This is a genomic window from Cognatiyoonia sediminum (assembly GCF_900129845.1).
In the GTDB taxonomy this organism is placed as follows: Bacteria; Pseudomonadota; Alphaproteobacteria; order Rhodobacterales; family Rhodobacteraceae; genus Cognatiyoonia; species Cognatiyoonia sediminum.
The window spans coordinates 82,194-100,281 of the sequence record NZ_FQXB01000002.1 but is presented as its reverse complement, the minus strand read 5'-3'; the positions used below and the strand labels follow the sequence as shown (position 1 = coordinate 100,281).

14 protein-coding genes are annotated in these 18,088 nt (G+C 55.9%); 2 read left to right on the top strand and 12 right to left on the bottom strand.

All coding sequences use genetic code 11. The features are described from left to right. Positions 1-97: 97 nt before the first annotated feature. Positions 98-3,673 carry a hydantoinase B/oxoprolinase family protein gene (locus BUA85_RS08700; protein ID WP_072900566.1) on the top strand — a complete coding sequence of 1,192 codons (3,576 nt, stop codon included), beginning with the start codon at positions 98-100 and terminating at the stop codon, positions 3,671-3,673. Here the strand turns inward: BUA85_RS08700 and BUA85_RS08695 are convergent. Then, positions 3,664-4,674 carry a cytochrome d ubiquinol oxidase subunit II gene (locus BUA85_RS08695; RefSeq protein WP_072900565.1) on the bottom strand — a complete coding sequence of 337 codons (1,011 nt, stop codon included), beginning with the start codon at positions 4,672-4,674 and terminating at the stop codon, positions 3,664-3,666. The two genes, BUA85_RS08700 and BUA85_RS08695, sit on opposite strands and share 10 nt — an antisense overlap. Before the next feature lie 5 nt (positions 4,675-4,679). After that, a complete protein-coding gene (locus tag BUA85_RS08690; protein ID WP_072900564.1) occupies positions 4,680-6,056 on the bottom strand; it encodes a cytochrome ubiquinol oxidase subunit I in 1,377 nt (458 codons plus the stop codon). Between the two features lie 188 nt (positions 6,057-6,244). Between BUA85_RS08690 and uraH the strand changes: the two genes are divergently transcribed. Then, complete coding sequence (gene uraH / locus BUA85_RS08685; RefSeq protein ID WP_072900563.1) at positions 6,245-6,604, top strand: hydroxyisourate hydrolase; 360 nt, start codon at positions 6,245-6,247, stop codon at positions 6,602-6,604. Here the strand turns inward: uraH and BUA85_RS08680 are convergent. From BUA85_RS08680 to BUA85_RS08635, 10 genes are all read right to left on the bottom strand, one after another. Further along, on the bottom strand, positions 6,601-7,569 hold the full coding sequence (locus tag BUA85_RS08680; RefSeq protein ID WP_072900562.1) for an aldose epimerase family protein: 969 nt from the start codon (positions 7,567-7,569) through the stop codon (positions 6,601-6,603). The genes uraH and BUA85_RS08680 overlap by 4 nt on opposite strands. After that, positions 7,569-9,470: a beta-galactosidase gene (locus BUA85_RS08675; protein WP_072900561.1), complete on the bottom strand. Its 1,902-nt coding sequence runs from the start codon at positions 9,468-9,470 to the stop codon at positions 7,569-7,571. The genes BUA85_RS08680 and BUA85_RS08675 overlap by 1 nt, the downstream gene beginning before the upstream one ends. A 47-nt stretch (positions 9,471-9,517) precedes the next feature. Continuing rightward, a complete protein-coding gene (locus BUA85_RS08670) occupies positions 9,518-10,339 on the bottom strand; it encodes an SMP-30/gluconolactonase/LRE family protein (protein ID WP_072900560.1) in 822 nt (273 codons plus the stop codon). Further along, entirely contained in the window at positions 10,336-10,941 is a 606-nt protein-coding gene (locus BUA85_RS08665; protein WP_072900559.1) for a 2-dehydro-3-deoxy-6-phosphogalactonate aldolase, read from the bottom strand. The genes BUA85_RS08670 and BUA85_RS08665 overlap by 4 nt, the downstream gene beginning before the upstream one ends. Before the next feature lie 3 nt (positions 10,942-10,944). Beyond that, the gene (locus BUA85_RS08660) at positions 10,945-11,835 is read right to left on the bottom strand and encodes a 2-dehydro-3-deoxygalactonokinase (RefSeq protein WP_072900558.1); all 891 of its coding nucleotides are present in this window, start codon (positions 11,833-11,835) and stop codon (positions 10,945-10,947) included. Then, entirely contained in the window at positions 11,832-12,593 is a 762-nt protein-coding gene (locus tag BUA85_RS08655) for an SDR family NAD(P)-dependent oxidoreductase (protein ID WP_072900557.1), read from the bottom strand. The genes BUA85_RS08660 and BUA85_RS08655 overlap by 4 nt, the downstream gene beginning before the upstream one ends. Continuing rightward, positions 12,590-14,752, bottom strand: a complete 2,163-nt coding sequence (locus BUA85_RS08650) for an alpha-galactosidase (RefSeq protein ID WP_242649031.1) — start codon at positions 14,750-14,752, stop codon at positions 12,590-12,592. The genes BUA85_RS08655 and BUA85_RS08650 overlap by 4 nt, the downstream gene beginning before the upstream one ends. Positions 14,753-14,764: 12 nt before the next feature. Then, positions 14,765-15,613 carry a carbohydrate ABC transporter permease gene (locus BUA85_RS08645; RefSeq protein ID WP_072900556.1) on the bottom strand — a complete coding sequence of 283 codons (849 nt, stop codon included), beginning with the start codon at positions 15,611-15,613 and terminating at the stop codon, positions 14,765-14,767. 13 nt (positions 15,614-15,626) lie between these two features. Further along, entirely contained in the window at positions 15,627-16,568 is a 942-nt protein-coding gene (locus BUA85_RS08640; protein ID WP_072900555.1) for a carbohydrate ABC transporter permease, read from the bottom strand. Positions 16,569-16,661: 93 nt separating this feature from the next. Further along, positions 16,662-17,921 carry an ABC transporter substrate-binding protein gene (locus tag BUA85_RS08635; RefSeq protein WP_072900870.1) on the bottom strand — a complete coding sequence of 420 codons (1,260 nt, stop codon included), beginning with the start codon at positions 17,919-17,921 and terminating at the stop codon, positions 16,662-16,664. Positions 17,922-18,088: the final 167 nt, after the last annotated feature.

Sequence of the window (18,088 nt, the reverse complement as noted above, 5' to 3'; positions counted from 1 at the left end):
CAAAGGGGCGGGCGCTGTCAAACCGATTCTTGAGTGTTTGTGCGCTTTCGCTCGCTGAATTTGCTGGGTAAATGTTGGGACAACGAAAGGGGTCTTCATGACAGGCAAAAAGTGGGAGTTCTGGATCGACCGTGGCGGTACGTTCACCGACATCGTGGCGCGGCGGCCAGATGGTGGAATCGAGACCCATAAACTGCTGTCAGAGAACCCAGAAAGATACCGCGATGCGGCGGTTCAGGGCATCAAAGAGTTGATGCAGACAAAGACACCGAGCGAAGGCTCTATCCGCGCGGTGAAGATGGGCACGACCGTTGCGACCAATGCCCTGTTGGAGCGCAAGGGCGAAGATGTCTTGCTGCTAATCACTAAGGGTTTTCGCGATCTTTTGGTCATTGGATACCAGAATCGCCCAAACCTTTTTGATCTCGAAATCAAACGACCTGCGCGTCTTTATCAGGATGTTGAGGAGGTGGCAGAGCGCCTGACTGCGGATGGTGAAGTTCTGATCGACCTCGATGAGGACGGCGCGCGGGCTGCGTTGCAAAGCGGCTTTGACCGAGGGTTGCGATCTGTCGCGATTGCGTTGCTTCATGCCTACCTCAATCCAGTGCACGAACTTCGGGTGGCTGAGATTGCTGAGGAGATTGGGTTCACGCAAATTTCGACCTCTCACGGTGTAAGCCGGTTGGCCAAACTCGTCGGGCGTGGAGATACAACCGTTGTTGATGCCTATCTGTCCCCGATCTTGCGGCGTTATGTTGAACAGGTCGCGGGGGCGTTGGACGTCGGCAAGGTTTGTGAGCGATTGCTGTTCATGCAGTCCAACGGTGGATTAACGGATGCGAACCGTTTTCAGGGCAAGGATGCGGTTCTGTCTGGTCCGGCCGGCGGCATTGTCGGTATGGTCAAAACGGCCGAGATTGCAGGGTTCGATAAGCTGATCGGCTTCGACATGGGCGGTACGAGCACCGATGTCAGCCACTATGCAGGCACATATGAACGGTCGTTTGAGACTGAAGTAGCCGGTGTTCGGATGCGGGCACCAATGATGGATATTCACACCGTCGCGGCGGGCGGTGGGTCGATCTGTCAGTTCCGCGATGGCCGTTTGCAGGTCGGGCCCGAAAGTGCGGGTGCTGATCCGGGGCCGGCCTGTTACCGACGCGGTGGGCCACTGACCGTGACAGATTGCAACGTGATGCTGGGGAAATTGTCGCCAGAACACTTCCCGAGGGTCTTTGGACCGAATGGCGATTTGCCGCTCGATACCGACGCTGTTCGGGCGCGGTTTGAGGAGTTGGCTGCAGAGATCGCCGCAGAAACGGGCGACCCGATCCGAGAGCCCGAAGATTTGGCGCGTGGGTTTTTGCGGATCGCCGTCGACAACATGGCCAACGCGATCAAAAAGATCAGTGTCGAACGCGGGCATGACGTCACCGATTACACTTTGCAGTGCTTCGGTGGCGCGGGTGGTCAACACGCTTGTTTGGTAGCCGATGCGCTGGGCATGCGGCGGGTGCTTATCCACCCTTACGCGGGCGTTTTGTCCGCCTTTGGTATGGGCTTGGCGGAGATACGCGCGCTGCGTGAGGCGCAAGTGGACGCTCCGATTGAGGAGTTGGCAACGGCAGAAACCGCCTTGGTGCGGGTCGCAACCGCGGCACGAGCAGAGATCGAAGATCAAGGCGTTGCGAACGTCACAATCGTGTCGCGGGCGCAGCTTCGCTACGACGGATCGCATCAGCCGCTTGAGGTGCCGTTCGGCGACGTGAGCGACATGAAGAATGCCTTTGAGGCTGCGCATAAACAGCGGTTTGGGTTTATCTCGCCCGAACGCGCGATTGTCTTTGAAATGGTCAGCGCCGAGGCGATTGGTGGGACGCCGGATTACACTGCACCTGCGGTTGCGAGCGAAGACGATGCAAAACCTTTCGCCGAAGTTTCCATCGCCTATGAAACCTCCGAAAACGCGCAGTTATTTCAACGCGAAGAATTGGCCATCGGCGCGACTGTTTCGGGTCCAGCGATCATCTTGGAACCTACCGGCACAAACCTTGTTGAACCGGGTTGGGAGGCGACGGTTGACGTCCATGGAAACCTGATCCTGAACCGCATCGCCGAGGCGCCGCGCCCACCGGCGGCAGGCACTAAGGCCGATCCGGTCGTGCTTGAGGTGATGAGCAATCTTTTCATGTCCGTCGCAGATCAGATGGGCGCGACCTTGGCCAATACTTCTTGGTCGGTGAACATCAAGGAACGGCTCGATTTCTCCTGTGCGATCTTCGATGCGCGTGGTGATTTGGTCGCCAATGCGCCGCATGTTCCGGTACATTTGGGCTCTATGTCTGACAGCATAAAAACAGTGATGCGGTTGAATCCTGATGTGGCTGAGGGTGATGCTTACATGCTGAATTCTCCCTACAACGGCGGGACACATTTGCCGGATGTCACCGTGGTAACGCCTGTGTTTGTGGATGGAACGCCAGCGTTCTGGCTCGGCAGCCGCGGCCACCATGCCGATATTGGCGGGCGTACGCCGGGGTCAGGGCCGCCCGATAGCACCCATATCGACGAAGAGGGCGTGCTGATCGACAACGTGCAATTGGTGCGCGGTGGCACATTACTGGAAGATCAGGCGCGCGCTGTATTGGCATCGGGTAAATACCCGTGCCGTAACATCGATCAGAACATGGCTGATCTGAAAGCACAGGTCGCGGCGAATGAAACCGGTCGGCAAGCGCTGTTGAAGGTATGCGAGGCCTATGGCGGGGACGTCGTGACGGCCTATATGGGGCACGTGCAGGACAACGCGGCAGAAAGCGTGGCGCGCGTGATTGAAGGCTTATCAGACGGCCGCTACAGCTATCCGATGGACGAAGGCCAAGTGATCGAGGTTGCGGTGTCTGTCGACAAAGAGGCGCGGACGGCCACGGTAGATTTCACCGGTACAGCGGCTCAACATAGCGGCAATTACAACGCGCCAAAGGCTGTGTGCCGCGCGGTTGTGCTTTATGTGTTCCGCACGTTGGTTGGCACGAATATTCCGCTGAATGAAGGGTGTCTTCGACCGATCAATATCATCGTGCCGGAAGGCTCAATGCTGAACCCGACCTATCCGGCCGCTGTGATTGCGGGGAATACGGAAGTCAGTCAGGCCGCTTGCAACGCTTTGATCGGTGCGCTGGGTGTGATGGCGTGCAGCCAAGCCACGATGAACAATTTCATTTGGGGCAATGACAGTTTCCAAAACTATGAAACCATCGCTGGAGGAACAGGGGCCGGACCGGGGTTTGATGGGTGTGATGCGGTGCAAACGCATATGACAAATACGCGGATGACGGACCCGGAAATCTTGGAAAAACGGTTCCCGGTGAGGTTGGATACCTTCGGCATTCGCGATGGCTCTGGCGGGGCAGGGCAATGGCGCGGTGGGCATGGATCGTATCGGGAGATGACGTTTCTTGAGCCTGTCACTGTGACGACGCTGTGCTCGCACCGTGTCGTGCCTCCTTACGGCGTTAACGGAGGGGCATCAGGGCAAGTGGGTCACAACTGGATACGCCTTCCAGATGGTACCACACGCGATCTGCGCGGGAATGACGAGGTCAATTTGCCCGCAGGCGGGACTTTCATTCTTGAAAGCCCCGGTGGCGGTGGTTGGGGTCAATCGTAGCGCAGTTCCGTCGCCTTGCCGCGGAAGATTGTGTAGGCCAGTACTGAGTAGCCGAGGATTGTTGGCAAAACGATGCAGGTGCCAATTAGGATGATGAACAGGCTTTCCGGCGCGCTTGCTGCATCATAGATCGTCAGTTTCTCGGGCACGACGTAAGGGTAGAAACTGTAAGCCATGCCTGCGAAAGCCAGCAGCCAAAGCGCCGTTGCTGCCGCGAAAGGCAACCATGATCGCGCGTCCGCTTCAAAGGGCATCCGACGCAGCATCGACCAGAGCCACACCACCAAGAGGCCGGATAGGATTGGCAATGGTGAGAGGTAGAGGATGCTTGGGAAGCTGAACCACTTGTCAAAGATGCGGTCGCTGACAAATGGTGTCGCCAAAGAAATTGCGCCTATCCCGAGGACCAATCCCCAGATGCCGCCCTGCGCCCATGACACGGCTTTGAATTGGAGGCCTCCATCCGTCTTATGTATGATCCAAGTCGCGCCGATGAAACTATAGCCGACAGTCAGAAACACGGCTGTCAGCATCGCAAAGCCAACGTTGCCCCAGGTCCAATCCAACCCCATCACATAAAGACCGAGCATGAAACCCTGAGAAAGCGATGTGATCAACGACCCTGCGAAGAAGGCGTTGTCCCAAAGGCGCTTATACGCAGCCGGTGCTTTAACCCGAAACTCAAACGCGACGCCGCGCAAGATCAGCCCGATCAGCATAATTGTGACGGGCAGGTAGAGCGCCGTCAGGATTTCGCCATGGGCAGCAGGGAAGGCCACCAGCATCAGGCCAATCGCCAGGACCAACCAAGTTTCATTGGCGTCCCAGAACGGCCCGATAGAGGCGATCATCCGATCCTTTTCTTCGCCATCTGCAAAGGGAAATAAAACACCGACGCCAAGGTCGAATCCATCAAGCACAACGTAGATCAGGATCGCAACGCCCATCAGAAAGGCAAAGACGAAAGGGAGCCAGATTGTCGGGTCTCCAAAGAGATACATCGTATTTACTCCGCTGGAACTGGGCTAGGGGCAGCTATTCCACCCCCTAGGTTTTCCCCGCGAGACGCCTTAACCGCGAGATAGAAGATCACGCTGATATAAGCGCCCAGCAAGATCACATAGACCGCGAGGTAGGTGAGCAGGGTCGATAGCACCATCGGCGCGGGCACATCAGCAACCGCTTCTTTGGTTGTTAGGACACCCTGCACCAGCCACGGCTGACGCCCGATTTCAGTGGTGTACCAGCCCGCCAGCGTTGCTAGCCACCCGCTGAAGGTCATACCGACAAGCGCCCACAACATAACCTTGGGCAAACCTTCGACACCGTGACGTTTGCGTAGCATCATGACACTTGCGGTCCAACTTAGTAGCAGCATCGCAACGCCTGTCCCAACCATCACTCGGAAAGACCAGAAGACTGGCGCGACGCGGGGGTGCATGATTTCGCCATCGTCAGTCACAAAATCATTTAGTCCCGGAACCTCACCATCTGCGTGGTGGGTCAAAATGATCGAAGCAAGGTTTGGAATCGCTATTTCGAACCTATTTTCGCGCGCCTCATCGTCAGGGATCGCAAACAAAATTAAGGGAACATGCGTATCTGTATTCCAGTTTGCTTCCATCGCTGCCACCTTCTGTGGTTGGTACTCTAACGTGTTAAGACCATGCTGATCGCCAACGAAAATCTGTATGGGGATCAGAACAGCCGCACCGAATACCGCTGTCTTCAAGGCAGCCCGCACGCCTTCTGTTCGGCCACCAATCAACCAGCGGAACGCAGAGACGCCCGCGATCAAGAAGCTCACGGTGAGGAAGCTCGCGATCAGCATGTGGAAGAACCGATAGGGCATCGAGGGGTTAAACACGATTGCCCACCAGTCCGTCGCGTGGGCAACACCGTCAATCATTTCGAACCCTTGCGGGGTATGCATCCAAGAGTTCAGGACGATGATCCAGAACGCTGACATCGTGGTGCCAAAGGCGACGAGGAAGGTTGCGAGTGTGTGGACCCAGCTTGGTACGCGAGAAGCGCCGAACAGCATGATGCCGAGGAACACCGCCTCCAAGAAGAAGGCGGTCAGAACCTCATAGGCGAGTAATGGACCGGCCACGTTGCCGACTTTCTCCATAAAGCCGGGCCAATTTGTTCCGAATTGGAAGGACATGGTGATGCCAGACACAACGCCCATTGCGAAGGAAAGTGCGAAGATTTTGACCCAAAAGCCGTAGGCATCCATCCAGCGCTGCTCACCAGTGCGATTGTAGCGCAGTTTAAAGAACAAGAGCACCCAGCCGAGGGCGATCGTGATCGTCGGGAAAAGGATGTGAAACGAAATATTTGCCGCAAATTGAATGCGCGACAGTAACAAAGTGTCCAACATGTCTGGGCCTCTTTTCAGGGAGTCGTGACCTCCGACCCGTAATATACTCTATGCTAGCAGAATTTCAGCAGGGTGCGACAGCAAAGCGCAAGTGTTTCCGTTGAGGTCGTTGTCTTGGGCTGCCGAATTACTCAAGTTGTTGACAAACCGTCGATTTTTGCATTTCAAACACCTTGGAGGAGATCAGAATGCCAAATGGATTTTTGACGACGCATGTGTTGGACACATCGCGAGGATTGCCAGCTGCTGGTATGGAGATCGCGCTCTATCGTTTGAATGGTGAAGAGCGTGAGCATTTGGTGACGATGACGACCAATGATGACGGCCGCACCGATAGCCCAATTCTTCCTGCTAGCGATTTTGCGACTGGCCAATACGAGTTGGTCTTTAAGGCTGGGGCTTATCTAGATGCGGTTGGCGCTCCGCTAGAAGACCCACGGTTCCTCTCTGACATACCAATCCGTTTTGGTATCTCGGATCCAGACAGCCACTATCACGTGCCACTTTTGATCTCCCCCTTCGGCTACTCGACCTATCGCGGGAGCTAGGGCTTGAAGAACGACCATTCAGTGTCCTGAGTGTAGGGCGTGTCAGGTGTTACTTTGATCGAGGGAAATCCGCGGTGTGTTGGGGCATCCGGCCAGTTTTGCGCTTCGATCGCCAATCCCTCATAGGCCTTTTTGCCGGGGCGGATGGCATGACGACCATCGTAAACCTGAATGCCATTTTGATCGGTGTGTACTTTCATTCTGACGCCACTCGCACCTGTTAGTGTCAAAACCTCTCGCAATGGCTGCGGGTCTGTCGACAAACAGAAATTTGTGTCCATCGGCGGGTTTTGCGGATCAATCACCCGAGGATTTCGGAAGTTCAATGCGCTCCCTTCCACGTCGGCAATTTCTCCCGTCGGATAAAAATCATCAGTGGTCGGAAGGAATTGATCCGCATGAACGTGCAAAGTGTGACCTGACCAATCTTCGGTTCCGTCAAAATTCCAATAACTGTGGTTGGCGAAATTCATTAAAGTCGCGGCATCAGTTGTTCCGGTTATCGCGAGCGACAAGGTCGCGGGTGCTGAGATGGAATAGGTCGCTTCAATGGTGCGGTTGCCCGGAAGACCGCATTGGCCATCGACAAGGTCACATCGTAGCGTCAACGACGTGTTGGTAACTTCCACAACGTCCCAAACCTGCAACAGCGTTGAATCGCTGCCTGAGTGGATATGCAAGCGGCCGTCCATATTGCGTTCTAGCTCGTACATCATCCCATCAATCAGTACCCGTGACGTACTGATGCGATTGACGATGGGACCTATAAGAGAGCCGTGATAGCGCATGGCGCCTTCGTAGTCGGACAAGGTGTCGGAACCGAGCGTCAGCGATCTATCTACGCCCGCCAGCCGCACGTCTTGAACCACGGCACCCCATGTGAGGATCGATACCGATAGGTTGCCGTCGAACAAGGTGACTTTGTGAACTTCGCGCCCGTCTTTTGTTGTGCCAAACGGGATCATCACAGCTCTTCCCAGTGGACCCCAGCAGGTGGGATTTCGGTTCCATTCCACGAGATGCTTTCGGGCGCGTAGTTGAAGACGAACCGATGCGTCTTCGTGCAACGCGTACGTAACCCTTGTGGCATGTCCATGGTCTCAACACCGGTTTCCTTCAGGATGTCCGACAGGAGGGATCTAAACGTCTCGTCGTCGGGCCATCCGGCAAGGCAGCGAACGTGGTCGTTCCCCATCAAGGCGGGCAAACCGCCCTCGGTCTTTCGATAGACCGCCGCATCGCCGTCCAAATGCTCAAACCAATGCCGGAAGCCGCCACCATTTTCCAAGGCTATGAAATCGGTTGGCGGGATGCTTTCCGCTAGTATTGCGGTAACGTCAGTATTGGAAAGGTTTGGCCCCATCGGCGAGGGGATCGAAAGTTCTTCGGTTTTGGTATCAGTGCGTGGCCCGATGAGGGCGATACCTTTATAGGTTTTTAAGGCAGATCGGAAACCTTCAGAGAGTTTTATGATACCAGGCGCGAGGACAAGATTGTAATCGGACAGGTCACTCGTCTCAGGGCTAATAATGTCGATATCGACGCCAAGACTGCGCAAAGCGCGGTAAGCGGCGAAGGCAAGTCGGAACATATCGAAATCGGCCCCTTGGGGCTGGGTGTCCCACGCCCAGGCACTCTCATAGTCAAATACCAAAGCGACGGGCGCATCAGCAGTGCCAACATTAGCAAGCCCCGCGATCTCATCCGCGACTTGTCGTGCTTCTGTCTGCGCAGGTGCGTTTTCGTTGTCAGGCCGCAGTAATCCTGCGTGCATCTGCTCTTGCGCCCAGGGCGCTTGCCGCCAGCGGAAATAGCACACCGTCTCAGCACCATGGGCAAAGGCTTCCCAAGCCCAAAGGCGTGCCATGCCGGGCAGTGGGGCAGGGTTGTAAGGCGCCCAGTTCACCGGACCCGGTTGCTGTTCCATCACCCACATGCGGCCCTTGCCGACAGCGCGGTAAAGGTCGTGGTGAAAGGCTTGATTGTCAGGATGCCCTTGGCGGAGGAAATATTGCTTTTCCTCAGGCGTGCCCTCAATCCGGTCGCTCAGGAACCCAATTGGGTAACTGTCCCAAGACGCGATATCGAGGTCTTTGCCAACGGCCCAATGATCGAAGGTCGTCACCCGACCCATGTAGTTGTGAATGAGCGGCGCATCGGTGTGTTTGCGCAACTCATCGGCTTGCACTTTGTTGAATGCCACGACCTGATCCGAACTATACCGCCGGAACGCCAAGACATGCGCGGGATTTGGTTCCGTGACCGTGAGGTTTGGAAGTTCGATTTGGTCGAAGTGATCGTAATCCATCGACCAGAACACATTGCCCCAAGCACGGTTCATCGCATCAGTTGACTGATAGCGCTGGGCCAACCAATCCCGAAAACCGGTCAGAGCGGCGTCTGAATAACTGAGCGCGGTGTCATGACAGTCATATTCATTGTCGATCTGCCAAGCGGCGATATGCGGGTTCGCACCATAGCGTTCGCCCATTAACCGTACGATGCGCTGGCATTCCTTGCGATAGCCTTGGTGGCTGAAATCATAATGCCGTCTTGATCCGAACTTACGAACCCGTCCGTCGGCATCGACGGGGAGCATATCGGGCATCTCATCCACCAGCCATCGCGGTGGCGTGGCGGTTGGCGTGCCCATGATGATCTTCAAATCCGCAGACCCAAGCGTTTCCACAGCTCGATCCAGCCAGCCCCAATCGAAGGTGCCGCGTGAGGGTTCCATCCGCTGCCACGCGAACTCTCCGATCCGCACCCAGCTGAGGCCGGTTTCGACCATTCGGCGGGCGTCGTCGGCCCACATCTCTTCGGGCCAATGTTCAGGGTAATAGCAAACGCCGAGCGTGCGTTTCATGGTCGTCCTATTGAGTTTATTGGCCAAGGTGAAAGAGCAGGGCGCGCCTAAAGGATCACGCGGTATTCTTTCTGGCCGGTGTATTTCGTTTCAATGGCAAAGGTTTTGCCGTGATCGCCGCCGGTTTGTCCAACCGCGGCAGAAGTGCAGAAAAGGGTGGAGAGGTCTTCGCCGCCAAATGACGGGCAAGAGGATTGAATTGCCGGGACGTCGAAGGCTTCAATGAACTCACCGTCTGGAGCGTAGCCAGCAACGCGACCGACGCCCCATTGCGCGCTCCATAGGTTGCCGTCGGCATCAACTACAGCGCCATCTGGGCGGTAGGGTGTGCCGGTCAGGTCGAGGTGAACATAGGCTTCGCCTTTGGGCCAACCATCTTTGCCTAAAGGGAGAGCCATGACCAGTTGGGTATCGGTATCAGTGTAAAAAGCCGTCTTACCATCTACAGCAAAACAGATACTGTTGGAGATGGTCACGTGGCCCACGATTTCGCGCAGCTCGCCTTTGTAGAACCGATAGATCGTTCCGGCGTAAGCTTCGGCAGATTTGCCCATCGTCCCAATCCAAAACCCGCCTTGGGGGTCTGCGCGGCCATCGTTGGACCGCGTTTCTGGGATGTCGGCTTCGAGGTCGATGATCTTTTCCTGTGCGCCGGTTTCGATGTTGAACCGAAATAACTTAGTTTCAGAGGCGATCAGGAAATGATCGTGATCGACCCAACCTGCGGCGGATATATGTTCATCAAATTGCCAATACTGGCCTTTCGTGTGCAATCGCTTGCCCAGAATGTCGAACCAGAAGAATTGTTTGCGTTCTGGATGCCAAAGCGGACCTTCGCCCAGCTCGCAAACCGTATCGTCATAAATCATTGAGCTGCCTCATCATAAGCCCCCACCATATCCTTGGCGCGCGAAGCAACTTCTTCGACAGAGAAACCCGCCTTGTAGAGCGATGAGCCAATGCCAAACCCATCTGCCGTTGCCGCCATCCATTCTGCGAAGTTTTCAGCGCCTGCGCCTCCGACGGCGAAGACTTGAGTCCCTTCCGGCAGGACCGCGCGAATGGCTTTGATGCCGTCGGGGCCGAGCAAGCTGGCCGGGAAAATCTTCAACCCGTCGGCACCGGCCTTGAGTGCGGCAAAGCACTCCGTCGGGGTCATCACGCCAGGCCAGCTTTGCATGCCGGCTGTCTTTGTGGCGACAATAACACGCTGATCGCAGTTTGGAGAGACGATGAGTTTGCCGCCTGCTTGGGCCACGCGCCCAACATCGTCCGTTGAAAGAACCGTTCCGGCGCCGATCAATGCGTCGGTTCCGAATGCGTCGGACACGGCTTTGATGCTGTCAAACGGATCGGGGGAATTCAAAGGTACTTCAATGCGGTCGATGCCTGCATCGATAAGGGCTTCGGCAATAGGGGCTGCTTCTGGCGGTGTGATGCCGCGCAAGATCGCGATCAATGGGCGCGACATGGGCTACTCCTTGTATTTGCGATAGGCGGCCGTCAATCCGGCCAAAGTGGCGCGCTCTGCCTGCACCTGTATGGCGGGAACGGACTGCGTTGCCAATGCGTCGACATAGAGTTTTGCCAGCGGTCCAGCCCCTAGGACGGCAACTTGTTGGCCGAGCCAATAGGGCTTTGCCCCCGCAAGCTCCGCCCCAATCAGCAATCCTGAAAGCCGACCTGTCGCTATGTCAGGGTCTTGTTCGCTCAACAACCCTTCTGCACGTAATGAGAATAGTCGTGCCGCCAAACGCTCAGGTCGCGCCATCGCCTCATCCAAACCTCGTTTGAACCCGACGTCATCCAATCCGTTGCCGACGGAGTGGCGTAGGACAGAGTTCTTGCTGAGAAGCGAAAACATCTCGCCAGTCATAAAGGTCTGAAAACTCACAACCTCATTCGCGCTGATATGAACCCATTTGGTGTGAGTCCCAGGCAGGCAAATCACGCCATCCCAGTTGGGGTTAAGCGCGAGGAAACCGGCGATCTGGGTTTCTTCGCCACGCATGACATCGGCAGGGTCCATCTGCCGAATGCCCGGAATGATGCGCACATCGAGGTTTGGATCGGCCACGTCTGGTGCGAAAAACGCGCTGGGTGAGGTTTCGCAAGGAACGGTGGCATAGGTCGCCTCGGTCCACCCTTGCCGACTGCCAACCATACCGCAGGCGATCACCGTGGTCGGGCCAGTTACCCATGGATGAACCAGCGCCTTGAGCGCTGGTTCATAGTCAGTGCGGGAAAGCTTGCCCATACCGCAATCGGACTCGGCACTCTCAACGATTGTGCCGCTCTGGGACATGCCCCAGACGCGAAGGTTACTTGTGCCCCAGTCGGCGGCGATCCAGTCAACCTTGCTCATCCTGTGACCACCCGCCCGGCATCGACGACAAGGACTTGGCTCGTCACCATGGATGAGGCATCCGAGGCCAGAAATAGCGTTGGCCCAACGATGTCTTCTGGTTTCATCATTTCAGGAATGCACTGCTCTGCTTGGTATTTGGCAAGGCCCTCAGGCGTTGCCCATTTGTCGAGCTGCTTTTCTGTCAGAACCCAGCCAGGGGCAAGAGCGTTTACCCTGATCCTGCGATCTCCCCATTCGCGCGCGAGCGCGCGAGTCATTCCTGTAATGCCCGCGTTTGACGTCACATAAGGCGTCATGCCCGCCGCACCGAACATATAGCTGATCGATGAGAAATTGATGATCGTGCCGCCGTCCGGCATGAGGCGGGCGGCTTGTTGGCAGGCAAAGAAATATTGCTTGAGGTTGACGTCAATCATGTCCTGCCATTGGTCTTCGGTGACGTCGATCGCCTCCATCCGCAAATCGTTCGCAGCGTTATTCACGAGTACACCTAGTGGCCCAAACTGATCGACGGCTTGCTGCATCGCCTTTTGTAGTGCTTGGGTGTCCGTCACGTCGCACTGAATAAAGAGCGGTGTGGTTTGGGCCGTTTCACCAAGCTCATTCGCAAAATCCGAATAGTCAGACCGCCCGACAAAGGCCACCTTTGCCCCTTGGTCGACAAACCCTTTGGTCAACGCGGCACCAATCCCGCTGCCACCACCTGTGAGGAATACGGTCTTGCCGTCGAGGTCGGGGAAACGCGCAGTTGTCATAGCTTCCGCCCTTCCAACACCCACATGCGTTCGGGGAATGTCCACGGCAAAGTGACCCCGTGGCGCATCAGATATGCGCCTGAAAGTGTGAGGTCGTCGGTTTTCAGCGCTGTCGTTCCGCGCGACAATCGCGATGCGGTATCCCGATTGATCAGCCGGATGGAGTACATTGCATCGGGCTCCAGGGCCGTCAGGCGCAAAGGGCGCGGCGCGATTTGGGCGGAGGTGGCGGCTTTGCCAGCGAAGACGACGAACTGGCTACCGTCTCTTGCGTGTTGTTGTTCCGCAAGTACCGCGGGATCTGCGCTGTCTAGGCGCAGAATATCGGCGGTGGTCATCCAATCGCGGTTGGCTTTCCACCACGATGTGACTTCGGTCAAAACGCGCGCTTCGTGGTCGGTCAGTTCTCTTGGGTCCATCTCGAACCCCATATGGCGCTGCGCTGCGACCCATGCGCGGAATGAAATATCCAAAGTCCGGCCTGAGGTGTGACAGACGCGTGGGCCGACGTGGCTGCCGGTCACGGCCAAGGGCAGGAACAGCGCTGCGTCATGCTGAATTCGAAGCCGTTCGAGCGCGTCATTGCTGTCTGACAGCCAGACACGCTGGGTGCGTTCAAGGATGCCAAAATCAATCCTTCCACCGCCGGAGGCACAGCTTTCGATTTCCACCCCAGGAAAATCAGAGCGAAGCCTTTCAATCAACGCGTAAGAGCCGCGCGTTTGTGCTGCGTCAGGCATCGGTAAGACGCGATTGTGGTCCCATTTGATGTAGTCGATGTCATGATCTCGCAGGATCGCCGACATCCGATCATATAAATAGTCGCGTACCTCAGGTAGGGCCATGTTCAGCGCCTTCTGCTGACGCCCCAATGTTTGATCTTCCGATCCCAGAACCCAATGCGGATTGGCACGGTGGATGTCGCTGTCTTCGTTGATCATCTCTGGCTCGAACCAGATGCCAAACGTCATATCCAACCCATGGATATGGTCGATCAGTGGAGATAGACCATCAGGGTACTTACGAGGATCGACCGTCCAGTCAGACAGACTGCGTGTGTCATCGTCACGCTCGCCAAACCACCCGTCATCGAGCACGAAGCGTTCTGCACCCAAAGCCGCCGCGCGATCTGCAATGTCTTTGAGGACAGGCAGCTTGTGGTCGAAATAGATCGCTTCCCAACAGTTATAGTGTACGGGGCGCGGCGTATTCGGTTTCGGCCACGTGACAATACGTTCCCGCAGGTGGCGCTGAAAGCTCACCGCGCAACCGTTCAGGCCGGTGTCGGAGTAGGTGATATAAAGCGGTGCGGTTTTGAACTGTGTCTTCGGTTCCGTTTCCATGCGGGCGGCGTGGCCCCATTGGATTTGCCTGCGGCCATCTTGCAGTTCTTCCGCAATCATCTTGTGGCCACCGGACCAGCCGTAGTGAAACCCGTAGCATTCGCCTTGCGTATTTGTCGTGCCAATCGTCGGGATCAACAGGCTTGGAAAATGCTCATGCCCTGTCCGGCCGGTCCGGTTCTCTCGATAGCGCATCCCAGCTGACCATTGCGTACGGCCTAGCTGGAACTCTCCACACCAGCGGCCAGAGACGTCGATCATCTCTTCTGACTGTTGCGGCGCGGGCAGGACAGGGGCCGCAAGCCAGTGCAGATGAACGGGCCGTGTGGCGTCTAGCGTCGTCTGGCACGTGACGACGTTGGTCTCTACATCTGCTGCAAAGTCAAACGTCAGCGTCAGGTCGTTCTTTGTGTCCTCATACACTAATTGAAGTGTGCCGTTTTGGTCGGCAGATCGCAGGCAAAACTTGGGAAGCAACGGCGTCCCATCCGCGTCTCGGACGATCAAACCGGGCTGGCCGGGGAAACTTCGCGTGGCTTCAGGGCAGAGGGACAGGTCTGGATTTTCGTCCAACATGCCACCCGTGACGTCAATCACATGCGCTGCGTGTATCGTCTCCAAGTCTTCATCGTCTGGCAAACGCGCGCCCCAATAGACGACTTGCGGCAGGCGATCATTGCGCGTGGTCAGCACAAGGGTCTGACGCCCATCATCCAGACGCCATGCGCTGCTGAGACGCTGCGGCGTCCTATCCAGACCAACGCCATCAATAGATGTTTCAGAGACGCTAGGCGTCTGTGCCATCAAATCTGCCATCTGTGCGTCCGTTTACTTGACCGCCCCGAGGGTCAGGCCAGCGATAAAGTGTTTCTGCATCAAAAAGAACATTGCCACTGGTGGAAGCGCTGCAACAATCGATCCGGCACTCATCAAATGATAGGCTGCGCGGAACTGGCTGTTGAACGCTGTGATCCCAGCGGTCACAGGCTGCGCGTCCGGCCCTTGGGTCAGGACGACGGCCCAGAAGTAATCGTTCCAGATGAAGGTGAAGATCAGAACCGACAAGGCGGCGATCGCCGGCTTCATCAATGGCATCACGACGAACCAGAAGATGCGCCATTCTGCAACACCCTCAACACGCGCAGCCTCGATCAATGGGAATGGCAACGCGCGGATGAAGTTCCTCATAAAGAGCGTACAGAACCCGGTTTGGAAGGCGATGTGGAACAGGATCAAGCCAAGCTTCGTGTCATAAAGGTTCATGCTCACGGTCAGGTCGCGCACGGGCACCATGAGGATTTGGAAGGGAACAAAGTTACCCGCGATGAACATAAAGAAGATAAAGAGGTTCCCTTTGAAGCGATAAACGCCGAGGGCAAATCCCGTCATGCACGCCAACGCCACGGTGCCAATCACCGTTGGGACTGTGATAACCACAGAATTCCACAGATACCGCGGCATGTCAGATTCAAAGAAGACCTTGCCGTAGTTGTTGAAGAACTCAAATGAGGACGGAAGACCCCAGAAGTTGCCTTGAACAAAATCGGAGTCCGGCTTGATTGAGAAAATCATCACCGCGATCAGTGGCAGCAGCCATAGGATCAGCGCGATGGGCAGCAAGGCCTGATAGCCGACTTGGACGGAGCGGGATTGCTGTTCGATTGGTCTTGGAAACATCTAACCAGCCCTCCTATCGCGCGGCCTGCTCGTCGCGCCACATCGAGTATAGGAAGTAGACGATGAAGCCGAGCATGATGAAGAAAAGGACGACAGCGATTGCGGCGCCGTAACCCATACGGAACCCGAATTCAGAAAGGGATTCCTCGAACATGTAGAAGGACAACACGCGGGTCGAGCCGAATGGTCCGCCGTTGGTCATCACAGCGATGAAGTCAAAGGACCGAAGCGCACCGATAATCGTGACCACGAAGGCAATGAAGGTCGCTGGTTTGAGCTGTGGGATGATAACATACCACAGCATCTTCCAACCGCGCGCGCCATCAAGACGACCGGCCTCGACCTGCTCCGGATCAACTGCGTTAAGGCCCGTCAGATAGAGGATCATACAGTAGGCTGTCTGTGGCCAAAGGCCAGCGGCAATGATGCCGTAGGTGGCCGTGTTTGGGTTGCCCAAGACGCCACCGCGAATATCGATGCCGAACCACCCCGTCATTACATCAAAAAGGCCGTCGTTCGGCAGGTAGAACCAGCTGAAGACGAGGCCCACAACAACCTGTGAGATCACGAATGGGAAAAAGAACAACGACTTGTAAAGCCGGATACCTCTGACCGTTTGGTTCAAAAGCAGCGCGATAAACAAGCCCATTGGGATCGCGAGCAGATAGAGAACAAGCCAGCGAATATTGTTCCAAAAGGACGTCTCGAATTTACGGTCCATTCTTTGATCGCCAAGACCAAGAAGCCGCTCGTAGTTGTCCGTTCCGATAAATATCTTCTCACCCAATCCGTCCCATTCATGGAATGAGATCCAGAAAGATTGGCCAATCGGGATAATCACATAGACAGAGAAGAACAGGACCGCTGGTGTCAGAAACAGCCAAGGCGTGATCGCAATTTCATTGCGCTTGTACCATCCACGTTGGGGTGGTGCATTTGTGCTGGCTGTCGCCATGGCGTTCCCTTCCAAGGTCAACTCATGCGGAAGGCCAATCGCGGCCTTGCGAATGGGTTGAAAAGGGGCGGCGCAATGCCGCCCCAGATCAGATTAGTTGTAGATCCGCTGACGCGTTTCTTCGAGGCGGTCCAAGATGTCATCCAGGTTGTCTGGGAACACCATGAACTCCTGCAAGCCTTCCATGCCGACAGATGCCATTTCTGCATCGAAGTCACGGTCAAAGAACTGCATGATGCCGCCGCCAGCATTGTTGGACAGCATGTCGAAGCCTTGCTGAATGAACTTGTCATCCGCGATAGACGCGTTCGCGTTCACAGGAAGTTGACCAAGTGCGTCGCCGCCGTTGATCTCGGTCTGAACTTCAGGAGATGTGACATAAAGCAAGAACGCTTTCGCTGCGTCTACGTTCTGAGCACCAGAGGCGATGTGGAACGTATCTGTTGGCGCATCTTCTGCATAATCAACATCTGGGTTGATCACTGGGAACTGGTAGAAGTCCAGCTGATCATCCGTCAGACCACCGTCGCGGAACGCCGCAACAGAGAAGTTACCCATCAGGTAAGCTGTTGCTTCACCGTCGATCATGAACGGCATCGCTTCCTGCCAGCTGTAAGACTGGTGGTCGTCGATGAAGGCGCCCATGTCGATCAGCTCGCGCCAGTTGGCGAAAGTTGCGCGCACGCGGTCGTCTGTCCATGGAACCTGACCAGTGGCCAGTTCGATGTGGAAGTCATAACCATTTGTGCGGGAGTTGATGTAGTCAAACCAACCGCCAGCGGTCCAAAGGAACTTGGACCCGATGGTGTAGCACTTGCGGCCAGAATCGATGATCGCTTGGCAGTTCGCTTTTTCTTCGTCCCAAGTTGCTGGTTCAGACAGACCCAACTCGTCAAAGATGTCTTTGCGGTAATAAACGCCCCACTGGTAGTATGTGTAAGGCACGCCCCACTGCTTACCATCAAGGGTCATAGCGCCCTTCGTGGAAGCAAGTGCAGCCATTTCAGGCTCTTCCCAAAGATCAGAGATGTCCATGAAAAGGCCTGCATCGACGTATGGTGTCATACGTGTTGCGGCATACCAGTTCACAACGTCTGGTGGGTTTGCAGACAGCGCGTTGCGGATCTGAGTTTTCCACGCTTCGCGGTCAACGATTGTCAGTTCCACAGTCAGGTCTGGGTGAAGCGCATCGAAATCCGCCGCCATCTTTTCCATCACCGCACGTGGTGCTGGGTTCGACATGTCAGAGCTGATGCGAAGTGTGCCGGAAAGCGCGTGGCCGTCGGCAGTTGCAGTTGTTGCTACGCCAGCAGCAACTAACGCCGCAAGCGACGTTTTCGTAATGGAATGCATGGTGTCCTCCCTAAATGCCTCCATGATGTAAACCGTGTCTCAAATTAGTTTCATTATTCGAAACCTGGTTTTGGATGTTGATACTAAACCGCGAGTCACCTAAGGTTGTCAACAGTCTCACGGTTACTCGCGGTCGAAATGTCGGCGTAGAAGATGGACCGGAGCAG

What these genes read in the sequence shown, in the direction of transcription:
- BUA85_RS08700 (WP_072900566.1), top strand. Translation starts at nt 98, where the DNA reads ATGACAGGCAAAAAGTGGGAGTTCTGGATCGACCGTGGCGGTACGTTC.
- BUA85_RS08670 (WP_072900560.1), bottom strand. Translation starts at nt 10,339, where the DNA reads ATGATTTATGACGATACGGTTTGCGAGCTGGGCGAAGGTCCGCTTTGG.
- BUA85_RS08665 (WP_072900559.1), bottom strand. Translation starts at nt 10,941, where the DNA reads ATGTCGCGCCCATTGATCGCGATCTTGCGCGGCATCACACCGCCAGAA.
- BUA85_RS08640 (WP_072900555.1), bottom strand. Translation starts at nt 16,568, where the DNA reads ATGGCGACAGCCAGCACAAATGCACCACCCCAACGTGGATGGTACAAG.
- uraH (WP_072900563.1), top strand. Translation starts at nt 6,245, where the DNA reads ATGCCAAATGGATTTTTGACGACGCATGTGTTGGACACATCGCGAGGA.
- BUA85_RS08675 (WP_072900561.1), bottom strand. Translation starts at nt 9,470, where the DNA reads ATGAAACGCACGCTCGGCGTTTGCTATTACCCTGAACATTGGCCCGAA.
- BUA85_RS08655 (WP_072900557.1), bottom strand. Translation starts at nt 12,593, where the DNA reads ATGACAACTGCGCGTTTCCCCGACCTCGACGGCAAGACCGTATTCCTC.
- BUA85_RS08690 (WP_072900564.1), bottom strand. Translation starts at nt 6,056, where the DNA reads ATGTTGGACACTTTGTTACTGTCGCGCATTCAATTTGCGGCAAATATT.
- BUA85_RS08645 (WP_072900556.1), bottom strand. Translation starts at nt 15,613, where the DNA reads ATGTTTCCAAGACCAATCGAACAGCAATCCCGCTCCGTCCAAGTCGGC.
- BUA85_RS08680 (WP_072900562.1), bottom strand. Translation starts at nt 7,569, where the DNA reads ATGATCCCGTTTGGCACAACAAAAGACGGGCGCGAAGTTCACAAAGTC.
- BUA85_RS08695 (WP_072900565.1), bottom strand. Translation starts at nt 4,674, where the DNA reads ATGTATCTCTTTGGAGACCCGACAATCTGGCTCCCTTTCGTCTTTGCC.
- BUA85_RS08660 (WP_072900558.1), bottom strand. Translation starts at nt 11,835, where the DNA reads ATGAGCAAGGTTGACTGGATCGCCGCCGACTGGGGCACAAGTAACCTT.
- BUA85_RS08650 (WP_242649031.1), bottom strand. Translation starts at nt 14,752, where the DNA reads ATGGCAGATTTGATGGCACAGACGCCTAGCGTCTCTGAAACATCTATT.
- BUA85_RS08635 (WP_072900870.1), bottom strand. Translation starts at nt 17,921, where the DNA reads ATGCATTCCATTACGAAAACGTCGCTTGCGGCGTTAGTTGCTGCTGGC.